The organism is Halocynthiibacter sp. SDUM655004 (assembly GCF_026015885.1).
GTDB classification, from domain to species: Bacteria; Pseudomonadota; Alphaproteobacteria; order Rhodobacterales; family Rhodobacteraceae; genus Falsihalocynthiibacter; species Falsihalocynthiibacter halioticoli.
Map to the genome: position 1 here is coordinate 1,072,776 of NZ_JAPDUG010000002.1, position 20,133 is coordinate 1,092,908.

General features: G+C 55.6%; 29 protein-coding genes. 20 read left to right on the forward strand and 9 right to left on the reverse strand.

Annotated features, from left to right (window positions below; all coding sequences use genetic code 11):
- Positions 1–36: 36 nt before the first annotated feature.
- The 5 genes from N9C89_RS12835 to N9C89_RS12855 form a co-directional block, all read right to left on the reverse strand.
- Positions 37–591: a F0F1 ATP synthase subunit B gene (locus N9C89_RS12835; protein ID WP_263954314.1), complete on the reverse strand. Its 555-nt coding sequence runs from the start codon at positions 589–591 to the stop codon at positions 37–39.
- A gap of 4 nt (positions 592–595) precedes the next feature.
- Entirely contained in the window at positions 596–1,144 is a 549-nt protein-coding gene (locus tag N9C89_RS12840; protein ID WP_263954315.1) for a F0F1 ATP synthase subunit B', read from the reverse strand.
- 80 nt (positions 1,145–1,224) lie between these two features.
- Positions 1,225–1,464: a F0F1 ATP synthase subunit C gene (locus N9C89_RS12845; RefSeq protein ID WP_039017421.1), complete on the reverse strand. Its 240-nt coding sequence runs from the start codon at positions 1,462–1,464 to the stop codon at positions 1,225–1,227.
- A gap of 62 nt (positions 1,465–1,526) precedes the next feature.
- Positions 1,527–2,300 carry a F0F1 ATP synthase subunit A gene (locus N9C89_RS12850; RefSeq protein ID WP_263954454.1) on the reverse strand — a complete coding sequence of 258 codons (774 nt, stop codon included), beginning with the start codon at positions 2,298–2,300 and terminating at the stop codon, positions 1,527–1,529.
- A gap of 74 nt (positions 2,301–2,374) precedes the next feature.
- Complete coding sequence (locus tag N9C89_RS12855) at positions 2,375–2,734, reverse strand: AtpZ/AtpI family protein (protein WP_263954316.1); 360 nt, start codon at positions 2,732–2,734, stop codon at positions 2,375–2,377.
- A 278-nt stretch (positions 2,735–3,012) separates the two neighbouring features.
- On the opposite strand from N9C89_RS12855, the gene N9C89_RS12860 reads away from it, so the two are divergent.
- On the forward strand, positions 3,013–3,342 hold the full coding sequence (locus tag N9C89_RS12860) for an ArsR/SmtB family transcription factor (protein ID WP_263954317.1): 330 nt from the start codon (positions 3,013–3,015) through the stop codon (positions 3,340–3,342).
- Here N9C89_RS12860 and N9C89_RS12865 read toward each other — a convergent pair.
- Positions 3,339–4,271, reverse strand: coding sequence for a DMT family transporter (locus tag N9C89_RS12865; RefSeq protein ID WP_394358511.1), 933 nt, complete (start codon positions 4,269–4,271; stop codon positions 3,339–3,341). The two genes, N9C89_RS12860 and N9C89_RS12865, sit on opposite strands and share 4 nt — an antisense overlap.
- Positions 4,264–5,142, reverse strand: a complete 879-nt coding sequence (locus N9C89_RS12870) for a LysR family transcriptional regulator (RefSeq protein WP_263954318.1) — start codon at positions 5,140–5,142, stop codon at positions 4,264–4,266. The genes N9C89_RS12865 and N9C89_RS12870 overlap by 8 nt, the downstream gene beginning before the upstream one ends.
- A 142-nt stretch (positions 5,143–5,284) precedes the next feature.
- Here N9C89_RS12870 and N9C89_RS12875 point away from each other — a divergent pair, with 142 nt between their 5' ends.
- The 13 genes from N9C89_RS12875 to rpmE all read left to right on the forward strand — a co-directional run bounded on the left by N9C89_RS12875 (position 5,285) and on the right by rpmE (position 13,386).
- Positions 5,285–5,863: an FMN-dependent NADH-azoreductase gene (locus tag N9C89_RS12875; protein WP_263954319.1), complete on the forward strand. Its 579-nt coding sequence runs from the start codon at positions 5,285–5,287 to the stop codon at positions 5,861–5,863.
- 11 nt (positions 5,864–5,874) lie between these two features.
- Entirely contained in the window at positions 5,875–6,228 is a 354-nt protein-coding gene (locus tag N9C89_RS12880; RefSeq protein ID WP_263954320.1) for a DoxX family protein, read from the forward strand.
- A 275-nt stretch (positions 6,229–6,503) separates the two neighbouring features.
- A complete protein-coding gene (gene ffh, locus N9C89_RS12885) occupies positions 6,504–8,003 on the forward strand; it encodes a signal recognition particle protein (RefSeq protein ID WP_263954321.1) in 1,500 nt (499 codons plus the stop codon).
- Complete coding sequence (locus N9C89_RS12890) at positions 8,004–8,522, forward strand: GNAT family N-acetyltransferase (RefSeq protein ID WP_263954322.1); 519 nt, start codon at positions 8,004–8,006, stop codon at positions 8,520–8,522. It abuts the gene before it with no gap.
- On the forward strand, positions 8,519–9,082 hold the full coding sequence (locus N9C89_RS12895) for a GNAT family N-acetyltransferase (RefSeq protein WP_263954323.1): 564 nt from the start codon (positions 8,519–8,521) through the stop codon (positions 9,080–9,082). Before N9C89_RS12890 ends, N9C89_RS12895 begins: the two co-directional genes overlap by 4 nt.
- Positions 9,083–9,164: 82 nt before the next feature.
- Positions 9,165–9,464 carry a chorismate mutase gene (locus tag N9C89_RS12900; RefSeq protein WP_263954324.1) on the forward strand — a complete coding sequence of 100 codons (300 nt, stop codon included), beginning with the start codon at positions 9,165–9,167 and terminating at the stop codon, positions 9,462–9,464.
- A gap of 55 nt (positions 9,465–9,519) precedes the next feature.
- Entirely contained in the window at positions 9,520–9,906 is a 387-nt protein-coding gene (rpsP, locus tag N9C89_RS12905; protein ID WP_263954325.1) for a 30S ribosomal protein S16, read from the forward strand.
- Positions 9,907–9,924: 18 nt separating this feature from the next.
- On the forward strand, positions 9,925–10,554 hold the full coding sequence (gene bluB / locus N9C89_RS12910; RefSeq protein WP_263954326.1) for a 5,6-dimethylbenzimidazole synthase: 630 nt from the start codon (positions 9,925–9,927) through the stop codon (positions 10,552–10,554).
- Between the two features lie 8 nt (positions 10,555–10,562).
- Positions 10,563–11,093 (forward strand): ribosome maturation factor RimM, encoded by a 531-nt coding sequence (rimM, locus tag N9C89_RS12915; protein WP_263954327.1) that lies wholly within the window; start codon positions 10,563–10,565, stop codon positions 11,091–11,093.
- Between the two features lie 12 nt (positions 11,094–11,105).
- The gene (gene trmD / locus N9C89_RS12920; protein WP_263954328.1) at positions 11,106–11,915 is read left to right on the forward strand and encodes a tRNA (guanosine(37)-N1)-methyltransferase TrmD; all 810 of its coding nucleotides are present in this window, start codon (positions 11,106–11,108) and stop codon (positions 11,913–11,915) included.
- An 85-nt stretch (positions 11,916–12,000) separates the two neighbouring features.
- Positions 12,001–12,417 (forward strand): MAPEG family protein, encoded by a 417-nt coding sequence (locus N9C89_RS12925; RefSeq protein ID WP_263954329.1) that lies wholly within the window; start codon positions 12,001–12,003, stop codon positions 12,415–12,417.
- Positions 12,418–12,775: 358 nt separating this feature from the next.
- Positions 12,776–13,153: a 50S ribosomal protein L19 gene (rplS, locus tag N9C89_RS12930; RefSeq protein ID WP_263954456.1), complete on the forward strand. Its 378-nt coding sequence runs from the start codon at positions 12,776–12,778 to the stop codon at positions 13,151–13,153.
- Between the two features lie 11 nt (positions 13,154–13,164).
- A complete protein-coding gene (rpmE, locus tag N9C89_RS12935) occupies positions 13,165–13,386 on the forward strand; it encodes a 50S ribosomal protein L31 (RefSeq protein WP_263954330.1) in 222 nt (73 codons plus the stop codon).
- A 67-nt stretch (positions 13,387–13,453) separates the two neighbouring features.
- Here the strand turns inward: rpmE and N9C89_RS12940 are convergent, their stop codons facing one another.
- Positions 13,454–13,714, reverse strand: coding sequence for a hypothetical protein (locus N9C89_RS12940; protein ID WP_263954331.1), 261 nt, complete (start codon positions 13,712–13,714; stop codon positions 13,454–13,456).
- 172 nt (positions 13,715–13,886) lie between these two features.
- Here N9C89_RS12940 and N9C89_RS12945 point away from each other — a divergent pair, with 172 nt between their 5' ends.
- Complete coding sequence (locus N9C89_RS12945) at positions 13,887–14,699, forward strand: division plane positioning ATPase MipZ (protein ID WP_263954332.1); 813 nt, start codon at positions 13,887–13,889, stop codon at positions 14,697–14,699.
- 9 nt (positions 14,700–14,708) lie between these two features.
- On the opposite strand, the gene N9C89_RS12950 is transcribed toward N9C89_RS12945, so the two are convergent.
- Entirely contained in the window at positions 14,709–15,581 is an 873-nt protein-coding gene (locus tag N9C89_RS12950; protein WP_394358503.1) for a MurR/RpiR family transcriptional regulator, read from the reverse strand.
- Between the two features lie 128 nt (positions 15,582–15,709).
- Here N9C89_RS12950 and N9C89_RS12955 point away from each other — a divergent pair, with 128 nt between their 5' ends.
- The 5 genes from N9C89_RS12955 to N9C89_RS12975 are packed head-to-tail and all read left to right on the forward strand — an operon-like array spanning position 15,710 to position 20,089.
- Entirely contained in the window at positions 15,710–16,477 is a 768-nt protein-coding gene (locus tag N9C89_RS12955) for an N-formylglutamate amidohydrolase (RefSeq protein ID WP_263954334.1), read from the forward strand.
- Positions 16,474–16,980 carry a TRAP transporter small permease subunit gene (locus tag N9C89_RS12960; RefSeq protein WP_263954335.1) on the forward strand — a complete coding sequence of 169 codons (507 nt, stop codon included), beginning with the start codon at positions 16,474–16,476 and terminating at the stop codon, positions 16,978–16,980. Before N9C89_RS12955 ends, N9C89_RS12960 begins: the two co-directional genes overlap by 4 nt.
- Complete coding sequence (locus N9C89_RS12965; RefSeq protein ID WP_263954336.1) at positions 16,980–18,302, forward strand: TRAP transporter large permease; 1,323 nt, start codon at positions 16,980–16,982, stop codon at positions 18,300–18,302. The genes N9C89_RS12960 and N9C89_RS12965 overlap by 1 nt, the downstream gene beginning before the upstream one ends.
- A complete protein-coding gene (locus N9C89_RS12970) occupies positions 18,292–19,014 on the forward strand; it encodes a DUF4336 domain-containing protein (protein WP_263954338.1) in 723 nt (240 codons plus the stop codon). The genes N9C89_RS12965 and N9C89_RS12970 overlap by 11 nt, the downstream gene beginning before the upstream one ends.
- Positions 19,015–19,054: 40 nt before the next feature.
- Positions 19,055–20,089 carry a C4-dicarboxylate ABC transporter gene (locus tag N9C89_RS12975; RefSeq protein WP_263954339.1) on the forward strand — a complete coding sequence of 345 codons (1,035 nt, stop codon included), beginning with the start codon at positions 19,055–19,057 and terminating at the stop codon, positions 20,087–20,089.
- The last annotated feature ends 44 nt before the right edge of the window (positions 20,090–20,133 follow it).

Sequence of the window (20,133 nt, forward strand, 5' to 3'; positions counted from 1 at the left end):
CTTGGGCCGGGTTCTTTAGCCTGAATGAACAGGAATTTAGTGTAGCTTTGCGCCAACTTCCTTGATCGCATCTTCGATCAGGGCGTTACCTTCGGCAGCGGTTGTGCTCTTGGCAATCACGTCGCGGGCAGCGCCCACAGCAACAACAATCGCCGTATCGCGAACCTCTTTGACAGCAGCCGCTTCCGCGGAAGCGATCTGGTCTTTGGCACCGGCAAGGCGGCGCTCGATCGAGGCTTTGATGTCGGCTTTTGCAAGTTCGGCAGCTTCTTCCGCTTCAACCTTGGCCGCAGCCACGATCTTGTCGGCCTGAGCCTGAACTTCTTTGTGCTTGCGCTCGTAGTCCGCGAGGATTGTCTGAGCATCTTCGCGCAGTGCGCGGGCTTCGTCCAGATCAGCTTTGATGCCTTCTGCGCGGGCGTCCAACTGGCCGCCGAGCATGGCAGGAACGCCAAACTTCAGCAGAACCGCGATGAATACCAGAAACGCGATGAGAACAACAAAGTTCGTATTGCCAAGCGATAGGAACGGGCCGTCAGCCGCAAGGGCCGGGCTCGCCAAAAGGGCAAATGCAACGGAAAGTTTTTTCATCGTCTTACCCTTTCATCCGCTCGGAAACGGCCGCGGTGATCGTTTTTGCATCGGCTTTTCCGCCCATGGCTGCAACGATTTCCTTGGCTGCGTCTTTTGCGACCTTTTTCACGCTGTCCATCGCACCTTCACGAATTGCCGCAATGGCTTTTTCGCTTTCGGCGGATTGGGCGGCAATCTCTGCGTCGGCCTTGGCCATTGCTTTATCAAGATCGGCCTGAATATCGGCCTTTGCCTGAGCAACAATCGTCTGAGCCTCTGCGCGTGCGTCTGCGAGTGCCTTCTTATAGGCCTCTTCCGCTTCAGCCGCTTTTTGCTTCAGCTCTTCAGCAGCAGCAATGTCGTTGGTGATCGTGCCCTGACGTTCGGCCAAAACGGCTGCAATGCGTGGCAACGCAACCTTAGACAGAACGAGGTAAATCACAACGAGGGTTACGGCCAACCAGAAGATCTGGTTTGGAAACGACGAGAAGTCGAGCTGTGGCATACCTGCGGCGGCTTCTGCTTCATGCAGATCGTGCAGGTCTACTGTTTTATGTGCGTCATCCGCCATATCGTCCTCCAGGAACCTAGTTTACAACAGGTGGGCGCCACAACTGGCACCCACCCGCACGTAAGGATGGTCCGTCAGACTTAAACAGCGAACATCAGCAGAAGTGCAACGAGGAACGAGAAGATCCCCAGAGCTTCCGCAAAGGCGATGCCGATGAAGAGAGTAGCTGTTTGTGCCGCTGCGGCGGATGGGTTGCGAAGGGCGCCTGCGAGGAAGTTACCTGCGACGTGGCCCACACCGATGGCTGCTGCGCCGGAGCCGATGGCTGCGAGGCCTGCGCCGATGAATTTGCCGAGAGCTGCTGCTGCTACGAGTTCCATTGTATTTCTCCTTACGATGGTAATTTGGAATGTCAGTTAGTGATTGTTCAGACCTGATCCGTTTAGTGCGATGGATGCAGCGCGTCTTTCAGGTACACGCAGGTCAGAATGGTGAACACGTAAGCCTGAATGAAGGCCACGAGAACTTCGAGGGCGTAAACGGCGGTGATGGCGAGGATCGGCAGGAAGGCAAACAGCCCCAGCGCGCCTGCAAAACCGGCGAATACTTTGATAACAGCGTGGCCCGCCATGACGTTACCCGCCAAACGAATGGAGTGGCTAACGGGGCGCACGAAATAAGAGATAAGCTCGATGATCGCGAGGATCGGGCGCAGCGCCAGCGGCGCCGAAGAGACCCAGAACAGGCCGAGGAAACCCGCGCCGTTCTTAACAAAGCCAACAACCGTTACTGTTACAAACACCAGAAGCGCCAGTACAGCAGTAACCGCGATGTGCGATGTTGTTGTGAAGCTCATCGGCAGAAGGCCGAGGAAGTTCGCGAACATGATGAAGAGGAAGAGCGTCATGATATATGGGAAGAACTTCACAGCGTCTTTGCCTGCAACGTCTTCAACCATTTTATAGATGAAACCGTAGAGCATCTCGCCAACGCTCTGTGTGCGGCTTGGCACCATGGCGCGTTTGCTTGTGCCGAACACCAGCAACAGAACGATTGCAACAACGGCCAGACCCATCCAGAGGGTCACGTTTGTTGGTGTGTACCAGTGGATTTCGCCGTGACCGTCACCGAAGAGAGGTGCCACTTTGAATTGGTCCATTGGGTGAATTGCGAGGCCAGCATGCTCCGGCTGAAGGAATACGCTTGCGGCAATCATCAATGCGATTGCTGCCCAGAACGCGATCTTTCCAAAAGAAGAGCCCTGTTTTGCTTCCTGCTGTGCGGCCATGTTCAGTCCTTCGAATTCTCTGCGGCATGTGCCGCTGTTGTCTCTGTCGAGTCGGCGTCTGCCTTCTCTTTTTCCGATTGAAGCTCGCTCGCGGTGCGGATCATTGTTTTGACCCCTGCGGCAAACCCCAGCAATGTAAACAGCACCATGAATATTGGCAGCGTTCCAAACAGAACATCCAGCCCGTATCCGATGCCAAAGCCGATCCCAAGACCGACTACCAGCTCGATCACCATGCGCCATGCCTGATTGGCCAGCGAATAATGCTCGTCCTTTGGCGGCGCGGGTTCATGGCTTTTCTTGAGCTTGTCAATCTTGTCTTCCAGCCTCTTTAGCTGGTCGTGATTGTGCTCTTTTGCCATGACGGAACGGCCCCCAAGGTTTCGCCGCAACCTATGAAGGGTCGCGTTCAGAGTCAATAAAACAAACGCGGGATTCTTTGTCGCGTAAATTACTGTAAACAAACAATAATAATTGTCGCAAGGATTCCCGCACCCCGCCTCCGCATCCCTGCTTCGGGTAAAACGGCTCAAATCGCTTATTCAACCATCAGGTTAAACTTGGGGAATCCGCGCCCACCCAAAGCCGAACACTTAACCAAACAGTTGACCAATTCGCGCCCTCTCCCTACACAAATCTCATGGACCTAGACACGACATTCGCCGCCCTAAGCGATCCGACACGGCGGCACATTCTTTCTATGCTGCTGGAGGATGACATGGCCGTCACCGATGTGGCGGAGCCGTTTGATATGTCTTTGGCTGCCATTTCCAAACATCTCACCATTCTGACCCGCGCGGGCTTGATCTCGCAGGAGAAGCGCGGGCGGGTGAAATGGTGCAAGCTGGAGCCTGATGCCCTCAAGGACGCGTCAGTCTGGATGCAGAGTTTCGGCCAATTCGAAGCCATCAATCTTGACGCCTTCGAAACCTTCCTGACCGAAAACAATCTTACGGGCGAAAACAGCTAGTCCTGTCGCAGCAGCATCAACAGCGCCGCAATCGTGATGCCAACTCCGATAAACACGACGCCCGCTGGCGCGCCATGGCCCAGCGCCAATTCCCAAAGGATCACCCAGCTCGGGATTACATAGGTATATGCCATGACCTTCGCCCCCGGCAGCCGCATCGACGCAATCTGCAATAGGGTAAAACTCCCCGCAGTGGCGAAAATCGCAGTATAGAGGATCGTGATCCAGACAATCGCAGGCAAGCTGCCCCAATCCGTTGCCAGTATCGCAGGCGCGCCGAGCGTCAGCAGCAAGACAGACCCCGCAACAAGGTTCGCAAAAGAGATCATGACCGCGCTCTCGCCGCGATTCCATTTTCGCAAAAGCGGGATATGCAGCGCATAAGCCGCGCACCCGACGAAAAAGATCGCCTCGCCGCGTCCGACCTCGAATTGCACAAGCGCCGCCAAATCGGCCCGAAAGATAACCCAAAGCGCCCCAACACCGCCCAGCGCAATCGCCAGCGCCACGCGCTTCGGCAACACCTGCCCAAGCATCAAATAAGAGAACCCCGCCGTAATAAGCGGAGAGAGCGTAAACACAGCCGCCGTAGAAACCGGAGTCGCAGTTTTTAGCCCCTCAAACATCAAGACCATATAGATCGCGATGAGCGTGCCATTTATGCCGTGCCGCCAAGGGGCCTGCGCCGCCTGCTGAAACGCCGCCTTTGGCGCGGGCTCCCGCACCAGAACAATCGTCAGTACAATTGCCCCCGCAATCAGAAACCGAACCGCATTAAGCGCGGCGGGCGCCACCTCATTCGCGACCAGCCCCCCAAGGCTAAACGATCCCGCAACCAAGCAAGAAAAGCCGAGCATCGCCGCATGCCCCACCCATTCGCGCCGTCTGGCGTCATGAAGGGGCTGCGCGCGCCCGACTGCCTCAACCATATCCTTGCGCACGGGCGCGCTCCTTCAAGAACTTCAAAAAAGCCTGAACCTTTGGCGTGCGATGCAAATCAACATGGGTCACAATCCAGCTTGCAGCTTCCCATTCTTTGCGCGGCGCGGCAATCTCGACCAGATTTGGATGCGAACGCGCCATAACCTCGCTCATAAACCCGATTCCCGCCCCTGCTATAATCGCTCGCTCGCCATCTTCCTGATCAGAGCAGCGGAACAGTACCCGATCCTGCGGAATGGTCTCTTTCATCCACTGAAAGAACGGAGCGCGGCTGCTCTCATCATCCGGCCCTACAAAATCATGCTTTGCCAGTTCCTCGTCTGTCTTGGGCATGCCATTGCGCTCGACGTAGTCTTTATCTGCGTAAAGCCCGATCTGAACGGTACTGAACGGCTGTACAACATTGTCAGGCTCTTGGGGCGGCTTACCGGCGCGGATCGCCACATGCGCTTCGCCGTACTCCAGCCTGAACACGCGAGCACCCGTTAAGAACCGAACCCGCAACCCCGGGTGCATACGCTGAAAGTCCACCAAGATCGGCGCGAGCAGTTCCCCAACAGGGCGCAAACTCGTCACCACAAGGTCGCCTGAGATTTCCGCGCCCTGCCCCTTCAACCGCCCGACCATTTGGGTGAACTGATCATCGGTCACCTTCGCAACCTGCAACAGGTCCTGCCCTGCTTCCGTTGGCGTGTAACCGCGCGCATGACGTTGAAAGAGCTTCGTCTTTAGCTCGGCTTCAAGCGCATCAATGTGCCGGATCACCGTTGCATGGTGAACGCCCAACACTTCCGCCGCGCCGCTAACAGTTCCGACCCGCGCAACTTGAAAGGCCGTTTTCACCTCATCCCAGTTCATATCTTAGGCTCCTTGGTTCCGTCGCAGACGCCAATTCTGCACTTTTGTGCATTTTCACACACATGCTGTTGCTTTTCCCAGATTGCGTTCGAAAACGCAATTCCCCATTTCTATGTCAACGCAAATTCAAAGGAACAGATCAATGACAACCAAAGTCCTCCGGATCGACGCATCCGCCCGCACCCAAAACTCCGTCAGCCGCGATCTTGCCGATCACGCAGTGTCGCTCATCCCTGATGCCGAGGTTACCTCCCGCGATATCGGGCAGGGCCTGCCCCACATCAACGAAACATGGGTTGGCGCAACATTCACCCCGCCGGAAAGCCGCACAGAAGCGCAGTCCGAAGCCCTCGCGCTGTCTGATGAGATCCTTCAGGAAGTTCAGGACGCCGACACCATCGTGATTTCTACGCCGATCTATAATTTCAACATCCCTTCAACGCTGAAAGCATGGATCGACCAGATCGGCCGCGCTGGCGTTGCCTTTAAATATACAGAGAACGGCCCCGTCGGCCTGCTCGAAGACAAACGCGTGGTGATCGCCCTTGCCTCCGGCGGAACAGACATCGGCTCGAACGTGGATTTCGCAACGGATTACCTGCGTTTCATCTTCGGGTTTGTTGGCATCAAAGATGTACATTTCGTACTGGCCAAAGGCGACGATAACGCAGAAGCCCATGAAACACTCGCCTCGCTCCTCGGCGACCGCATCGCAGCATAAGGAACCTCGACATGTCAAAATACAGCAATATTGCGTTTCTTGTGATCCGCGCGCTCCTGACGGTCGCTTTCCTCGCTGCGGGGAGTGCGAAGCTGCTCGGAGCAGAAATGATGGTCGGCACATTCGAGGCCGTCGGCGTCGGGCAATGGTTCCGCTATGTGACTGGCTTGATCGAAGTTGGCGGCGCAATCCTGCTTTGGGTGCCGGGCTTGCAACTACTTGGCGCGGCAGCACTGACCGTTACCATGATCGGAGCGGTCCTTGCACACCTCTTTATCCTCGGACCATCCGCGCTCCCCGCGCTCGTCCTCGGCGCATTGGCGGCTGCAACCGCCTATCGCTTCCGCGGCCAAATCCCCGCATAAATCAAATGGCGTCCGCATTCAGCCGCGGGCGCCTTATACTATTCCCCGCCGATAGCCCCCCAATTCCCCGCATCGCTTGACTCTCCGGCCCACAGCGCCTAAACGCACCCCATATCCCGAGGGTTCCACGCCTTCGGTCCTTCATTGTGAAGGATCGCCATCCGTCAGCGCGTTGCGCCCACGGGTGCTTTTGTGGTTTGGCAATTCGTTGCCTTAACAATTCGCGCACCGTCCCTATCTTTAGGGGCATAACAAACGGCCAAGGAGCCTTGAGAATGTTTGAAAATCTATCCGAACGCCTCTCCGGTGTCTTTGACCGCCTGACGAAACAGGGTGCGCTCTCTGAGGATGATGTCAAAACCGCCCTGCGCGAGGTGCGCGTTGCCCTGCTTGAGGCCGACGTTTCCCTCCCCGTAGCGCGTGATTTCGTAAAGGCGGTTCAGGAAAAAGCAACCGGACAGGCCGTTACCAAATCCATCACCCCCGGTCAGCAAGTGGTTAAAATCGTCCACGACGAGCTTGTTCACGTCCTGAAGGGCGACGGCGAACCGGACGATCTCAAGATCGACAACGCCCCTGCCCCGATCCTGATGGTTGGTCTGCAAGGTTCCGGTAAAACCACAACAACCGGTAAGCTCGCCAAACGCCTCAAGGAAAAGGCCGGCAAGAAAGTTCTGATGGCCTCGCTCGACATCTACCGCCCAGCGGCGATGCAACAGCTTGCCGTCCTCGGCACCCAAATCGGCGTTGATACCCTGCCCATAGTGGCCGGTGAATCCGCCGTACAGATCGCCAAGCGCGCCAAACAGCAAGCGACCCTTGGCGGCTATGACGTTTACATGCTCGACACCGCGGGCCGCCTGCACATTGACGAGACCCTGATGCAAGAGGTCGAGGACGTGCGCAACGCGGTTAACCCGCGCGAAACGCTCCTCGTTGTTGACGGCCTCACAGGTCAGGTTGCTGTGGAAGTCGCCGAAGAGTTCGACGGCAAAATCGGCATCTCCGGCGTGGTCCTTACTCGAATGGACGGTGACGGCCGCGGCGGTGCGGCGCTCTCCATGCGCGCGGTGACCGGCAAACCGATCAAATTCGTCGGCCTCGGCGAAAAGATGGACGCGCTCGAAGCATTCGAACCTGATCGCATCGCCGGCCGCATCCTTGGCATGGGCGATATCGTTGCCCTCGTTGAGAAAGCCCAAGAAACCATCGAGGCCGAACAGGCCGAGCGCATGATGAAGCGGTTCCAAAAGGGCCAATTCAACATGAACGACCTGCGCATGCAGCTTGAACAGATGATCAAGATGGGTGGCATGGAAGGAATCATGGGCATGATGCCGGGCATGGGCAAAATGGCCAAACAGGTTCAGGACGCTGGCTTTGACGATAAAATCCTGCGTCACCAGATCGCCCTCATCCAATCCATGACCAAACGCGAACGCGCCAACCCTGGCCTGCTCCAAGCCTCGCGCAAAAAGCGGATTGCAGCGGGCGCTGGCCTTCAGGTGTCTGACCTTAACAAGCTTCTCAAGATGCACCGCCAGATGAGCGACATGATGAAGAAGATGGGCAAGGGCGGCATGCTCAAACAGGCCATGAAAGGCATGTTTGGCAAAGGCGGCGGCATGCCCGCCGGTATGGACCCCTCTCAAATGGACCCGAAAGCCCTTGAAGCAGCAGCCAAGCAAATGGGCAAAATGCCCGGTGGCGGCCTTCCCGGTCTTGGCGGCGGCGGTCTGCCCCCCGGTCTGTCCGGCTTCGGGAAAAAGAAGTAAATGAGCCTCATCCCCACCATAGAAACCGAGCGCCTGATCCTGCGCGCGCCGCAAATGTCGGATTTCGATCCGCTTGCCGCGCATTGGGAACTTGAGCGCACGGAATATATCGGCGGGCCTCTCGACCGCAAAGAAGCATGGAGCGCCTTCAGTGCAGATGCTGGTCAATGGATTCTGCGCGGCTATGGCATGTGGATCGTCGAAGACAAAGCAAGCGGCAAAACCGCAGGCTGGATCGGTTTCTACGAGCCCGAGCGCTACGACGAGCCGGAAATTGGCTGGATTCTTCTTGAGGAATTCGAAGGCAAAGGCATCGCCTACGAGGCCGTTGTTGCGGCCCGTGCCTATGGCGGCGAGCATTTCGGCATCACCAAGCCGTGCAGCTTTATCGCTGCAGAGAACGCTCGCTCCATCGCCTTGGCCGAGCGCCTCGGTGCCACGCGCGAAGATACCCGCGAAGGCCCGCGTGGCGCGTATCACGTCTATCGCCACCCCGAATATAACGGGGCAGCCGCATGACCGTAGAACTCATCAATTCACCCGTGCTCGAAACCGAGCGCCTGACCCTGCGCCTGCCGCGTCTTGAGGATCTCGACATCGTAACGGAGTTCATCAACTCCGACCGCTCGCGCTTCGTGCGTCCTGCTGAAGTCGACAAGGGTATGCCATTCCGTGTGCTTTCGATGTTTGTCGGCATGTGGGCGCTGCGTGGTTACGGCTTGTTCGCGCTCTGCCCCAAAGGCAGTGACAAGATGATCGGCGCGGTTGGTCCATGGCACCCAACCCATTGGCCAGAGCCGGAGCTGGGTTGGTCCATTTACGATCCCGCCTATGAAGGCAAAGGGCTTGCGCGCGAGGCCGCGCTTGCAACCCGCGACTATGCCTTTGATGTGCTCGGCTGGGAAACTGCCGTCAGCTACATCCACAAAGACAACGTAGCGTCGATCAAGCTGGCAGAAGCACTTGGCTGCACCCTCGACCCAGAGGCCGACAACATGGATGACGACAACACGCTCGTCTATCGCCACCCCGCCCCGTCCTCTGATGACGACGACGGATCGCAGGAGGCCTACGCATGAGTCCAATTTCGCGCATATGCAAAACATATGGAAATCATATGCAAATAACATCGCCATTTTGGCCCCTGAACAGGAGCACGACATGACCGACGCCGTAGAACGCGCAGCCACCCTGCTCAAGTCTCACCGCGAGAGCATCGACCGCCTCGACGCGATCCTTGTCTATACCCTTGGCGAGCGCTTCAAGCATACCCAAGCCGTGGGCCAACTGAAGGCCGAGCACGACCTGCCGCCTTCTGATCCAACCCGCGAGGCAGCACAGATCGCGCGCCTCGAAGACCTCGCCCAGCGCGCAGATCTAGACCCCGAATTCGCAAAGAATTTCCTGAATTTCATTATTCAGGAAGTGATCCAGCATCACAACAAACACAAAGAAAACTGAAACAATGATCAACGTAAGGCGTTGATTATAATTGATAACCTAGGAGACTACTACAATGGCTATGAAAATTCGTCTTGCCCGCGGCGGCAGCAAAAAGCGCCCTTTCTATCGTGTTGTTGCGGCTGACAGCCGTATGCCACGCGACGGTCGTTTCATCGAGAAACTGGGCACATACAACCCACTTCTCCCGAAAGACAGCGAAGAGCGCGTAAAGCTCGACCTTGACCGCGTTAAGTACTGGCTCGACCAAGGCGCGCAGCCTTCGGATCGTGTATCCCGCTTCCTCGAAGCAGCTGGCGTTCTCGAAGCGAAAACACGCAACAACCCAGAGAAAGCCAAGCCAGGCAAAAAAGCGCAAGAGCGCGCTGAAGAGAAAGCCGCTAAAGCAGCAGAAGCCGCCGAAGCAGCAGCCGCACCAGCGGAAGAAAACGCAGAAGAATAAAGCATTTAGGCTCAGATCATGGATGAATTTACTGAACAGTTTCACCGCGATCTGGGCCAGCTTTTCCGGTGGCGGCGCGACGTGCGCCGCTTCCGCACAGATCCGGTTCCGGCCGATCTTCTCCAGAAATGTCTGGACAGTTTTTCCCTCGCCCCATCGGTCGGCTTGTCCGAACCCTGGCGCATTATTTCGGTCGAAAGCGATGAAGCCCGCGCGGCGGCGCTCTCCAACTTTGAAACCGAAAACACCAAAGCCCTTTCCGGCCATTCCGGCGCCCGTGCAGAACTTTACGCTGGCCTCAAGCTCAGCGGTATGCGCGAAGCCCCTGTGCAGCTTGCAATCTTCTGTGATGAAGAAACCTCCAAAGGCGCAAACCTTGGCGCTGCGACGATGCCCGAAACCCGCCGCTACTCTGTTGTGGCCGCAATCACCCAGATGTGGCTCCTTGCCCGTGCATACGGGCTGGGCTTAGGGTGGGTATCGATCCTTGACGCTCCCAAACTTGCGCGCGATCTTGATGTGCCCGAAAGTTGGACACTCGTTGCTTATCTCTGTCTCGGCTGGCCCGAAGAAACCGCCGAAACACCCGAACTTGAACAAGCCGGATGGGAGCGCAGAGACCAAGCCCCATTGGTTGAAATCCGTTAGGAGACCCCATGACTGAACCCCGCATTTGTGTTGGCGCATTCGCAGGCTCTTACGGAGTGCGCGGAGAAGTCCGCCTCAAGAGTTACTGTGCTGATCCGGCCGCAATCGAGACCTATGGCTTGCTCTATACCGAAGATGGCGAGAAGAGCTTCATCGTAGGCATCACCCGCGCAATCAAGAATGGATTTGCAGCGCGTGTAGAGGGCATCCAGACCAAAGAACAGGCCGACGCACTCAACAACACGCAGCTTTTCGTGAGCCGCGATGTCCTGCCCAGTTTGCCCGATGACGAGTATTATCACAGCGACCTGATCGGCCTAACCGTACTTGATACCGGCGGAACTGAGATCGGCACGGTCCAGAGCGTTCAGAACCATGGCGCAAGTGACCTATTGGAGATCGCGGGCCCTTCGCTCAAGGCCTCGGTGCTTTACCCGTTTACTGTTGCGGCCGTACCGACAGTTGATCTGGCCGCTGGCCGCATCATCGTTGACCCGCCAGAGGGAATATTCTCTGAACCGAGTGACACCGAAGTCTAGGCGGGAAGCAACATGACAAAGCCAAACAAATCCCACGGACGCCTCTCTATCGGTGCAACTCTGCGCCCACGCGAGTTGATGACCGACACGCCACGTCTCGCCAAGACATGGACGGCGAAAATCGTAACCCTGTTTCCCGATGCTTTTCCCGGTGTGCTCGGCCATAGCCTTATCGGGAAAGCCCTAAAAGACGGGCTTTGGGCGCTTGAAACTGTTGATCTCAGGATGTTTGGCGAGGGCAAGCACAAGAACGTTGACGATACGCCGTCCGGTGGTGGCGCAGGAATGGTTTTGCGCGCGGATGTCGTGGGCAATGCGCTCGCGTTTGCCAGTCACGACGCACCAAAGGATCGTGCGCGTTGGCCTGTCATCTATATGTCGCCGCGCGGCAAACCGATGACTCAGGACATGGCGCGTCGCTTTGCTGACGCAGACGGGATGACAATCCTTTGCGGGCGATTTGAAGGCGTAGACGAACGGGTGCTGGAGCATTTCGACGTTGAGGAAGTCAGCCTTGGTGACTTCGTTCTGACCGGTGGAGAGATCGCAGCACAGGCACTGATTGATGCAACTGTGCGTCTTCGTCCCGAAGTTCTTGGCAACGAAGCTTCGACCGAAGAAGAGAGCTTTTCCAACGGGCTTCTGGAGCATCCGCAATACACCCGCCCCGCAGTTTGGGAAGGCCGCGAAATCCCCGAAGTTCTGACGTCGGGCCATCACGGCAAAATTGCGGAATGGCGGCAAGAGATGTCGGAAGAGCTGACCAAAGAGCGCCGCCCAGATCTCTGGGAGGCCCACGAGAAACAGCAAAAATCCAAATAATCTGCCTACTTCCAGAAACTTGACAGGTGCCGGAGTTTGCTTGTCTGGTAGTTCTACCAAGTTTTTTTGGGTTGGAGGTAGAAGAATGACTGCAGTTTCAGACTATTCAACGGCCATAATCTCACTTTTGGTTTTCGTCCTAATCGTGCTTTTTCAAGCTGCGCTTGTTGGCGCTGGAAAAGCCAAACAAGGGTTAACTCCTGGGAGTACGCCTTCCGAAGACTACGAAAACGGCCTCTATCGACTTAATCGTTCGCACCAAAACGGCGTCGAGAACATGGCCGCCGCGGCGATCGCGCTGTTTACATGCATTCTGGTTGGCGTTTCGGCTTGGTGGGTCAACTTGCTCATGCTGCTCTTTCTGATTGACCGCATTCTGTATGTGCTGGTCTATGCAAGAAGCATCGGAAACCCTACGCAAGGCGTGCGCACCTTTGTGTATGTTTTTGGCTGGGGTGTCCTTGTTGTTTTGTGCGTGATGGCGGGCTGGGCCGTACTTTAGGAAATAGCCACAATCACTGGCTCGATGGGCGCCGAATTCCCGCCCAAAACCAAACGCAATCGCCCTTGCGCTGACCCTTGATTGGGCCTATACCGCGCCCACTCAGGCATTGATAGCCATAGGGAGTGATTCTCTGTGGCCGTTTTTGTTTTGGGTTAAAGGGTCTGCAAACATGTGGGCGTATCAAACCGATCATTCTTCTGATCGGGTGTTATATGCACCAACCACAGAGAAGCAGCCTGAAAGCAACGATGACGTGATCTCTGGCGGGCTGATTTTCGGGACCCGGTGCAAGACCAAGAGCTCTCATGGCGCGCAAACTACGCGGAATAACCGCGAGCATTATGGAGTAGATCAGATGAACCTGATTGCAGAATTGGAAGCAGAACAAGTCGCCGCACTTGGTCATGACATTCCGGATTTTAAAGCGGGCGACACCATCCGCGTAGGCTACAAAGTAACCGAGGGCAGCCGCTCCCGTGTTCAGAACTACGAAGGTGTTTGCATCGCACGTCAAAACGGTAACGGCATCGCCGGTTCGTTCACCGTTCGCAAAATTTCCTTTGGCGAAGGTGTAGAGCGCGTATTCCCTCTGCACTCCACCAACATCGACAGCATCACTGTGGTTCGCCGCGGTAAAGTACGTCGCGCCAAACTGTACTATCTTCGTGACCGTCGCGGTAAGTCCGCACGTATCGCCGAAGTTACCAACTACAAACCCAAAAAAGACGCGTAAGGAGCCGGGACATGAAAAAAGATATTCACCCCGATTACCACTTCATCAACGTCAAGATGACAGACGGTTCCGTTGTAACCATGCGTTCGACATACGGCAAAGAAGGCGACCAGCTTGCTCTGGAAATCGATCCTTCCGCGCACCCAGCATGGACTGGCGGCAACTCCCGTCTCATGGACACTGGTGGCCGTGTATCCAAGTTCAAAAAGAAATACGAAGGTCTTGGCTTCTAAGCCAACACTCTTTCCGATTTTCTGGAAACCCGGTTGCCATGCAGCCGGGTTTTCTTTTGGCTAACGCCTAGAGCTGCGCTTCTAGCAACGCGGCCTCTTCTTCAAAGGGAATTTCAGGGGACCGCTGGTTCCCTCGCCGATCCCAATACGCAGCATTACCGATATCGCCTTCGATCCTGTGGCATAACGCGTGAATGCGATCATGAATTTGTTCGCCCTCATGGTCTTGGCAAAGCGCATGCGCATGCTCCCATTCAGCCCCAAGGGAATACCCCCCCGCTTTCAAATGCGCCAGCGCTTGTTTGGCGTCTTCAATGACTTTTGACATATCCTGTGTCCTCCTATTTTGCGCAGCCTAAGACACCTCGGAACCACAGTGAAGATTTTTCGAGCAACATGTATCAACTTCGCGTTGCGTGGCGCTTCCCATCGTTTGCGACCCAACATATAGTGGCGGAAAAACAGCGGCCATGTGCCGTATGAATTGAAGGGACAGAGCTGTGGCGCACATTATTGTCGTGGGGAACGAAAAAGGCGGTTCAGGCAAATCAACAACCTCGATGCATATCGCAACCGCATTGGTGCGTATGGGGCATTCGGTTGGCGCGCTTGATCTTGATTTGCGGCAAAAAAGCTTTGGCCGCTATGTCGAGAACCGCAAATCTTATGTTGAGAAACACGGGGTCGACCTTGCGTGTCCCGACTATCACGACCTTCCCGAGATCGACAGCAAGAGCCTGCAACCAGGTGAGAACGTTTATGATCACCGCCTATCCGCTGCGGTTGCGACGCTTGAGCCAGACAGTGATTTCATTCTGATCGACTGCCCTGGCAGCCACACGCGCCTGTCACAGGTTGCGCATTCTCTGGCCGATACGCTCGTTACCCCGCTGAACGACAGTTTCGTCGATTTTGACCTTTTGGCGCGGGTTGATCCGGAAACCAACAAAATCCTTGGCCCGTCCGTCTATTCCGAAATGGTGTGGAATGCGCGGCAGTTGCGCGCTCAAGCGGGCCTACCGCCAATCGATTGGGTCGTTGTTCGCAACCGGCTTGCCGCGCAGAACATGCACAACAAACAGAAGATGGGCGAAGCGCTTGAGTCCCTCTCAAAGCGGATCGGCTTCCGCGTTGCCCCTGGCTTTGGTGAGCGTGTGATTTTCCGCGAGCTCTTCCCGCGTGGCCTTACGCTGCTTGATTTGCGCGATATTGGCGTTAAGGGCCAGATGAACATCTCTAACGTCGCCGCCCGTCAGGAGCTGCGCGAGCTGGTCAAATCGCTGAACCTCCCCGGCGTTGAGGTTGATTTCTAAGCTACCTAGCTAGGTGAACTTCCGGAAGAAACGGGTGCGGTCGAACATATCTTCGAGCGCCTCCATTCTTGGGCGCGTGGTTTCCCACGTCCGCTCTTGAACGGCAGCAACTACGGTTTCAAGCAACAACATCGGCGCAATCGAGCTGTCCCACGCAGAGGGTACAACGATGCGGCAACTGAACGTGTGTGTCGCGAGTTTGGCGATTGGCGATTGCCATTGATCGGTGAACAAGACGATTTCGGCACCCTTCTCCGCCGCCATTTCCGCCAACTTGAGCGTTGAGTTTTCATACCGCCGGACATCGAAAATCACGACGACATCGCCCTTTTTCACCTCCAACAGATAATGTGGCCAAGCATTGGAGATTGACTGGATATGCGTCACATCCGGCCGTAGCACTTGCATGTGCAAGAAAAAATAATCTGCCAAAGCGCGGGTAATCCGACCACCTACAACGTAAACTGAACGCTCCATGTCCGCGAGAAGATCGCACGTTGCATCAAAACTCGCGGTCTCGATATGCGCTAAGGTCTGGCTGATGTTACCGATTACAGACTCGGTAAACCGGTTGAGAATATGCGCATCAGGGGCGCCTTCGGCCCAGGTTTCGCGCTTGGCAATCGGATCGGAAATACGCGCTTGAAGCTCCCCCCTCAACGCGCGCTGAAACTCCGGAAATCCTTTGAAACCAAGCTTTTGCACCATGCGCACGACGGTGGGGGTCGAGACATCCGCCTCCTGGGCAACAGCCGTAATCGACCCGAGGCCAGACATCGGATAGTTGGCAAGTAGCGAGTCGGCAAGTTGGCGTTCAGCCCGCGTGAACTTCTCAAAACTTTCCCTAAGAATTTCGGCAATACTATCCGTTGATGAAGTCACGATCCGCCCCTTTTTTAAGCGCATACCACAAGTTTCAGTATGAACCATAAATAGTTTTAGTAAAAGAGTTGACAGTCGCACACAATCTGAAACAATATTTTCAGAACGCGCAAACAGGGTGGTGGCAAGTGCTCCGAGACAAGAACATCGACGGTGATCCGGTGACCGTTCTAAACGCAGGGGGAACATCTCCTGCGCTTATCGTTTGCGAGCATGCATCCTGTTTCATTCCGGGCGAGTTTGACGGGCTTGGCCTTGCAAAGGCCGCTCGGGAAAGCCACGCAGCATGGGATCCCGGCGCGCTGAATGTAGCTTCCCGAATGGCAGAGCGCCTCAATGCACGGCTGGTTGCATCTGGAATTTCGCGGCTTGTTTATGATTGCAACCGCCCGCCCGAAGCGCCAAGCGCTATGCCAGCAAAGAGCGAACTGATCGAAGTTCCGGGCAATGTCGGGCTAAGCCAAGCCGACCGCGCCAAACGCACCGATGCCTATTACGAGCCCTTTCGCCAAACACTAGCTGACGAAGTCCGGAACGGCACAAAAGCAATTATCACAATTCACAGCTTTACTCCCGTTTACCACGGTGCGTTGCGCGAGGTGGAATTGGGGATTTTGCATGATGTGGATACCCGAATTGCAGACGCTATGCTCGCGCATGCACCAGACCACACCACGCTTAACACCCAACGCAACGCACCGTATGGGCCCGATGATGGCGTGACGCACACGCTCAAGCTCCATGGTGTCGAAAACGGAATCGCGAATGTCATGATAGAGATTCGCAATGACCTACTGAAAACCGAGGCCGATCAAATGAAGATAGCCGACAGTCTGGCCGAACTTACCTTGGCCGCCCTCGACACCGTTGGAATAGAGGGGGCAACTCTCTCATGATTGGGTTTATGCGCGCCTTTGTCCGAATTGTTGATCCGATCAACCGAAAGCTCGGGCGGATTACGATGTACGGAATCTTTGTGATGATGGGCATTCTGATGTGGTCGTCGATCTCAAAGATTGCCTTTATGCCCTCGCTCTGGACGCTTGAAGTCGCGCAGTTTGCGATGGTCGCCTATTACATGCTCGGTGGGCCCTATGCGATCCAAGAAGGCGCCAACGTGCGGATGGACCTGTTCTATGGCGAATGGTCAACGCGGCGCAAAGCTTGGTTTGATGCGTTTACCGTTCTGTTTCTTATCTTCTATCTCGGTGTGCTGCTCTATGGCGCGATCGAATCTACAGCCTATTCACTGGAGTATGGCGAGCGCTCCCCGACCGCGTGGCGCCCCTATATCTGGCCAATCAAAATCACCATGTGCGTCGGAATTTTCCTGATGCTCCTGCAAGCAATTTCTGAGCTGTTCAAAGACATTGCGACACTCAAAGGAAAGACGCTCTGATGTCCTATGAAATGATCGCAATTTTCATGTTTGCAAGCATGATGCTGATGTTGATGACGGGCCAGCGCGTGTTTGGCGCGATTGGTGGCGTTGCCGCCGTTGCCGCGCTTACGCTTTGGGGAACTGGCGGCAGCGATATACCGTTCTCCAGCGCGATGAAGCTGATGAAATGGTATCCGCTTCTGACGCTCCCGATGTTCATTTTCATGGGCTACGTGCTCTCGGAAAGTAAAATCGCCGATGATCTCTATAAGATGTTCCACGTTTGGATGGGGCCGCTTAATGGCGGGCTTGCGATCGGGACAATCGGCTTGATGGTGCTCGTCTCGGCAATGAACGGTCTTTCGGTTGCTGGCATGGCAATCGGCGCGACAATTGCGCTGCCCGAATTGCTACGCCGTGGCTATGACAAGAAGATGGTGACGGGGGTCATACAGGCCGGATCGTCGCTTGGCATTCTGGTGCCGCCATCGGTTGTTTTGGTTCTTTATGCGATGATCGCGAGGCAACCCGTAGGGCAGCTCTGGCTGGCGGGTGTGGTGCCGGGATTGATGATGGCGGCGATGTTCATCATTTACATCGTTATCCGCTGCAAACTGAATCCTGCGCTCGGCCCTGCTCTCCCTGTTGAGGAGCGCAATCATTCCATGAGCGAGAAGCTCGCGCTCCTGCGTGCCGGATTGCTGCCGATTGTGATCTTCTTTGCAATGATGATCCCATTCGTGAACGGCTGGACAAGCCTTGTTGAAAGCTCCGCAATTGGTGCGCTAACGGCATTCCTTGCGGCGGTGGTCAAACGGCGCATGACGCGCGAAGTTTTCGAGAATTCGGTGCGCAACACGTTGCTGATTTCCTGCATGTTCATGTGGATTATCCTCGCGGCACTCGGCTTTGGCGCGGTGTTTGACGGGCTTGGCGCTGTACGTGCAATCGATAACCTCTTCACCGAGCAGCTTGGCCTTGATCCATGGATGATCCTTATCCTCATGCAGCTTTCGTTCCTCATCATGGGCACATTCCTTGATGACACAGCGATGCTCGTGATCGTTGCGCCACTTTATGTACCGCTGGTCAAGATGCTCGGCTTTGATCTGATCTGGTATGGCGTGCTTTACACAATCACCACGCAGATCGCTTATATGACGCCGCCTTTCGGCTATAACTTATTCCTGATGCGGGCGATGGCGCCAAAGGAAATCACGCTCAAAGATATCTATGGCTCTATCCTGCCGTTTGTATTGGTGATGATCCTTGCACTTTCGCTCATCATGATCTTCCCGCAGATCGCACTTTGGCTGCCGGAGTATGTCTATGCCCGATAGCCGCCTGCAACAGCTCGGACCTGATATCTGGCTCGTGGACGGGCCGGTTATCAAGCTCTATGCGATACCATTTCCAACGCGGATGACGGTAATTCGGCTGGCGAATGGTGATCTATTCCTTCACTCGCCGATCGAATACAGCGAGGAACTGGCCGCAGAGTTGCAAACACTTGGGAAAATCAAACATCTGGTTTCGCCAAACTGGATTCACTACGCCTATATCCAACAGTGGGCTGATGCATGTAATGGCACTATTGCGTGGGCCTCGCCAAATGTGCGCAAAAGGGCCGCGCAACAGAAAATCCACGTCGTATTTGATCGCGACCTTGCCGATACTCCTGCACCGGAGTGGCAGGCAGAGATCGATCAAATCATCGCGCGCGGAAGTAAAATCCACCAAGAGGTTGTGTTCTTTCACAAGGCGTCACGCGTCTTGATCCTGACCGATCTCATCGAAAATATGCACCGCGAAAAAATGCCGCTTTGGCTCCGACCGTTCGCGCGCATGGCCGGGATTCTGGCGCCAAATGGCAAGATGCCCCTCGATATGTGGCTCAGCTTTTCCAAAGGCCGCAAGCAACTCGCTGCCGCGCTGCAACAGATGCTTGACTGGAACCCGACAACCGTCGTGCTCGCGCATGGCGACATCCTTCAAGAGAACGTGCCGCAAAGGCTCCGCGAAGGCTTCAGGGGGCTAACCCCTCAACATTGAAACGATCACTGAAACCAACCACAACAGAGAGGACGATAAAATGACAACAAGACGTAAGTTTTTGACCACCGCAGGCGTCGGCGCCGTTGGCGCTTCGCTTGCCGCTCCAGCAATTGCGCAAAGCAAAATCAAATGGCGCATGCAGACATATGCGGGTGCTGCACTGGCCGAGCATGTGATCACTCCAGCGATCAACAGCTTTAACAAGATCGCGGGCGACGAGATGGAGATCGAGTTGTTCTTCGCCGATCAGCTTGTCCCGACAGGCGAGCTCTTCCGCGCCATGCAAAAAGGCACAATCGACGCGGTACAGTCCGACGATGACTCCATGGCTTCGCCAACTGAAGTCACAGTGTTCGGCGGCTACTTCCCATTTGCGAGCCGATATTCGCTCGACGTTCCTGTGCTGTTCAACCAATACGGCCTGAACGAAATCTGGGACGAAGAATATTCCAAAGTCGGGGTAAAGCACATTTCCGCTGGCGCATGGGATCCGTGCCACTTCGCAACCAAAGACCCGATCACCTCGCTTGAAGACCTGAAGGGTAAACGCGTCTTTACGTTCCCAACAGCGGGACGTTTCCTAAGCCAGTTTGGCGTTATTCCTGTAACGCTGCCATGGGAAGACATCGAAGTTGCGATGCAAACCGGCGAACTTGACGGCATCGCATGGTCCGGCATCACCGAGGATTACACTGTTGGCTGGGCCGACGTGACGAACTACTTCCTCACCAACAACATCTCCGGCGCTTGGGCTGGCAGCTTCTTTGCCAATATGGACCGTTACAACGAACTTCCCGAGCACCTCAGAGAATTGCTCAAAGTTTGTATGGACCAGTCGCACTACTATCGTCAGTGGTGGTATTGGGGCGGCGAAGCAAGCCTGCGTGTCAACGGTCCGAAAATGGAGCTGACATCCATCCCAGACGAAGAGTGGAAAACCGTCGAAGACGCCGCCGTTAAGTTCTGGGACGAGATCGCCGCAGAAAGCGAAACAAAGGCCAAGGTTGTGAACATCATCAAGCAGTATAATGCTGATATGGTTAAAGCAGGCCGTCCGTACCGCTACGGCTAAATACGACTGGCGCGCCCTGATCGCTGGGCGCGCCGCACAAATCA

Bases quoted from the DNA above. Each gene is read 5' to 3' on its own strand.
- N9C89_RS12835 (WP_263954314.1), bottom strand. From the start codon at position 591: ATGAAAAAACTTTCCGTTGCATTTGCCCTTTTGGCGAGCCCGGCCCTT.
- N9C89_RS12840 (WP_263954315.1), bottom strand. From the start codon at position 1,144: ATGGCGGATGACGCACATAAAACAGTAGACCTGCACGATCTGCATGAA.
- N9C89_RS12845 (WP_039017421.1), bottom strand. From the start codon at position 1,464: ATGGAACTCGTAGCAGCAGCAGCTCTCGGCAAATTCATCGGCGCAGGC.
- N9C89_RS12850 (WP_263954454.1), bottom strand. From the start codon at position 2,300: ATGATTGCCGCAAGCGTATTCCTTCAGCCGGAGCATGCTGGCCTCGCA.
- N9C89_RS12855 (WP_263954316.1), bottom strand. From the start codon at position 2,734: ATGGCAAAAGAGCACAATCACGACCAGCTAAAGAGGCTGGAAGACAAG.
- N9C89_RS12860 (WP_263954317.1), top strand. From the start codon at position 3,013: ATGGACCTAGACACGACATTCGCCGCCCTAAGCGATCCGACACGGCGG.
- N9C89_RS12865 (WP_394358511.1), bottom strand. From the start codon at position 4,271: ATGGTTGAGGCAGTCGGGCGCGCGCAGCCCCTTCATGACGCCAGACGG.
- N9C89_RS12870 (WP_263954318.1), bottom strand. From the start codon at position 5,142: ATGAACTGGGATGAGGTGAAAACGGCCTTTCAAGTTGCGCGGGTCGGA.
- N9C89_RS12875 (WP_263954319.1), top strand. From the start codon at position 5,285: ATGACAACCAAAGTCCTCCGGATCGACGCATCCGCCCGCACCCAAAAC.
- N9C89_RS12880 (WP_263954320.1), top strand. From the start codon at position 5,875: ATGTCAAAATACAGCAATATTGCGTTTCTTGTGATCCGCGCGCTCCTG.
- ffh (WP_263954321.1), top strand. From the start codon at position 6,504: ATGTTTGAAAATCTATCCGAACGCCTCTCCGGTGTCTTTGACCGCCTG.
- N9C89_RS12890 (WP_263954322.1), top strand. From the start codon at position 8,004: ATGAGCCTCATCCCCACCATAGAAACCGAGCGCCTGATCCTGCGCGCG.
- N9C89_RS12895 (WP_263954323.1), top strand. From the start codon at position 8,519: ATGACCGTAGAACTCATCAATTCACCCGTGCTCGAAACCGAGCGCCTG.
- N9C89_RS12900 (WP_263954324.1), top strand. From the start codon at position 9,165: ATGACCGACGCCGTAGAACGCGCAGCCACCCTGCTCAAGTCTCACCGC.
- rpsP (WP_263954325.1), top strand. From the start codon at position 9,520: ATGGCTATGAAAATTCGTCTTGCCCGCGGCGGCAGCAAAAAGCGCCCT.
- bluB (WP_263954326.1), top strand. From the start codon at position 9,925: ATGGATGAATTTACTGAACAGTTTCACCGCGATCTGGGCCAGCTTTTC.
- rimM (WP_263954327.1), top strand. From the start codon at position 10,563: ATGACTGAACCCCGCATTTGTGTTGGCGCATTCGCAGGCTCTTACGGA.
- trmD (WP_263954328.1), top strand. From the start codon at position 11,106: ATGACAAAGCCAAACAAATCCCACGGACGCCTCTCTATCGGTGCAACT.
- N9C89_RS12925 (WP_263954329.1), top strand. From the start codon at position 12,001: ATGACTGCAGTTTCAGACTATTCAACGGCCATAATCTCACTTTTGGTT.
- rplS (WP_263954456.1), top strand. From the start codon at position 12,776: ATGAACCTGATTGCAGAATTGGAAGCAGAACAAGTCGCCGCACTTGGT.
- rpmE (WP_263954330.1), top strand. From the start codon at position 13,165: ATGAAAAAAGATATTCACCCCGATTACCACTTCATCAACGTCAAGATG.
- N9C89_RS12940 (WP_263954331.1), bottom strand. From the start codon at position 13,714: ATGTCAAAAGTCATTGAAGACGCCAAACAAGCGCTGGCGCATTTGAAA.
- N9C89_RS12960 (WP_263954335.1), top strand. From the start codon at position 16,474: ATGATTGGGTTTATGCGCGCCTTTGTCCGAATTGTTGATCCGATCAAC.
- N9C89_RS12965 (WP_263954336.1), top strand. From the start codon at position 16,980: ATGTCCTATGAAATGATCGCAATTTTCATGTTTGCAAGCATGATGCTG.
- N9C89_RS12970 (WP_263954338.1), top strand. From the start codon at position 18,292: ATGCCCGATAGCCGCCTGCAACAGCTCGGACCTGATATCTGGCTCGTG.
- N9C89_RS12975 (WP_263954339.1), top strand. From the start codon at position 19,055: ATGACAACAAGACGTAAGTTTTTGACCACCGCAGGCGTCGGCGCCGTT.